Genomic DNA, 1,399 nt, shown 5'->3' with positions numbered 1-1,399 from the left:
CCACCACACCCTCCGGCACAACGCCACAGCCGACGTCCGCGACGACGGCCTGGAGCCGCCCGTCATCGCGGCCCTGACCGGCAAGCGGCCCGATACGGCCGCTCTCACCCATGCGCTGGCCAGGCTCCACACCGCCGGCGTGGATGTGGACTGGGCCGCGCTGCTCGGCAGCGGCGGGCGCGCGCCGCGCACGGTGGCGCTGCCCACCTACGCGTTCCAGCACCAGCGCTTCTGGCCGGCTCCGGCGAGCGCGCCGCCCGCCTCCGGCGGCGAGGGCCACGACCCCGCCGAGGCCCGGCTGTGGCAGGCCGTCGAGGCACTCGACGTCGAAGCCCTGACCCACACGCTCCAGTTGGACGACGGCGAAGCCGTGGACACCCTGCGCCCCGCCCTGCCGATCCTGGCGTCCTGGCGGCGCAGGCACCGGGAACAGGCCGCGCTGGACTCGTGGCGGTACCGGATCGACTGGCGGGCGCTGCCCGAGGCCGGCGCGGCGGCGCCGACGGGCACCTGGCTTCTGCTCGTGCCCGCCGGCCATGACGGGGCGCCCGCCGTGCGGACCGCCGTCCGGGCGCTGCGCGAGCACGGCGCCGAGGCGCGGATCCGCACCGTCGAGGCGGCCGGGGCCGACCGCGGCCTGCTGGCGCGGCTCTGTGCGCCCGAGGCCGGTGAAGCCGCGCCGGATGGCGTCATCAGCCTGCTCGCGCTGGACGAGTCGCCGCTCCCCGGACTCCCCGCCGTCGCCGCCGGGCTGGCGGCGACAGCCGCCGCGGTCCAGGCCCTGGCGGACGCCGGGGGCGACGGCCCGCTGTGGTGTCTGACGCAGCACGCCGTCGCCGTCTCCCCCGGCGACCCCGCGCCCAGCCCGGTACAGGCCCAGACCTGGGGCCTGGGCCGGGTCGCGGCCCTGGAACACCCCCGGCTCTGGGGCGGCCTCGTCGACCTGCCCGCCTCCCCCGACCACCGCACTCCAGCCCGGCTGGCCGCGCTGCTGGCCACCGGACGGACGCAGGAGCGCGAGGACCAGGTCGCCATCCGCGCCTCCGGCACCCTGGCCCGCCGACTGCGCGCCGCTCCCCCGCCCCGCACCGACCGGGAACCCTGGCGCCCCGAGGGCACCACCCTCATCACCGGCGGCACCGGCGAGCTCGGCTCCCGGGTGGCCCGGTATCTCGCCGGGCACGGCGCCCCGCATCTGCTGCTGACCAGCCGCAGCGGACCCGAAGCCCCCGGCGCCGCCGCACTCGCCCGCGAACTCACCGAACTGGGCACCACCGTCACCATCACCGCCTGCGACGTATCCGACCGCACCGCCCTCCAGCACCTCCTGGAGACCATCCCCGCCCAGCACCCCCTCACCACCGTCATCCACGCCGCCGGCACCGCCGACACCACACCC

At 78.0% G+C, this 1,399-nt stretch carries 1 protein-coding gene; it reads left to right on the top strand.

Features of this window, described 5'->3' with window-relative positions; translation table 11 throughout:
- On the top strand, nt 1–1,399 hold a 1,399-nt coding region (locus G5C65_RS37255), incomplete at both ends, for an SDR family NAD(P)-dependent oxidoreductase (protein WP_165303460.1).

The sequence above is a fragment of the Streptomyces boncukensis genome, from assembly GCF_011045075.1.
Taxonomy (GTDB): domain Bacteria; phylum Actinomycetota; class Actinomycetes; order Streptomycetales; family Streptomycetaceae; genus Streptomyces; species Streptomyces boncukensis.
The sequence above is the reverse complement of the archived record's forward strand: the minus strand, read 5'-3'. Positions and strand labels throughout refer to the sequence as shown.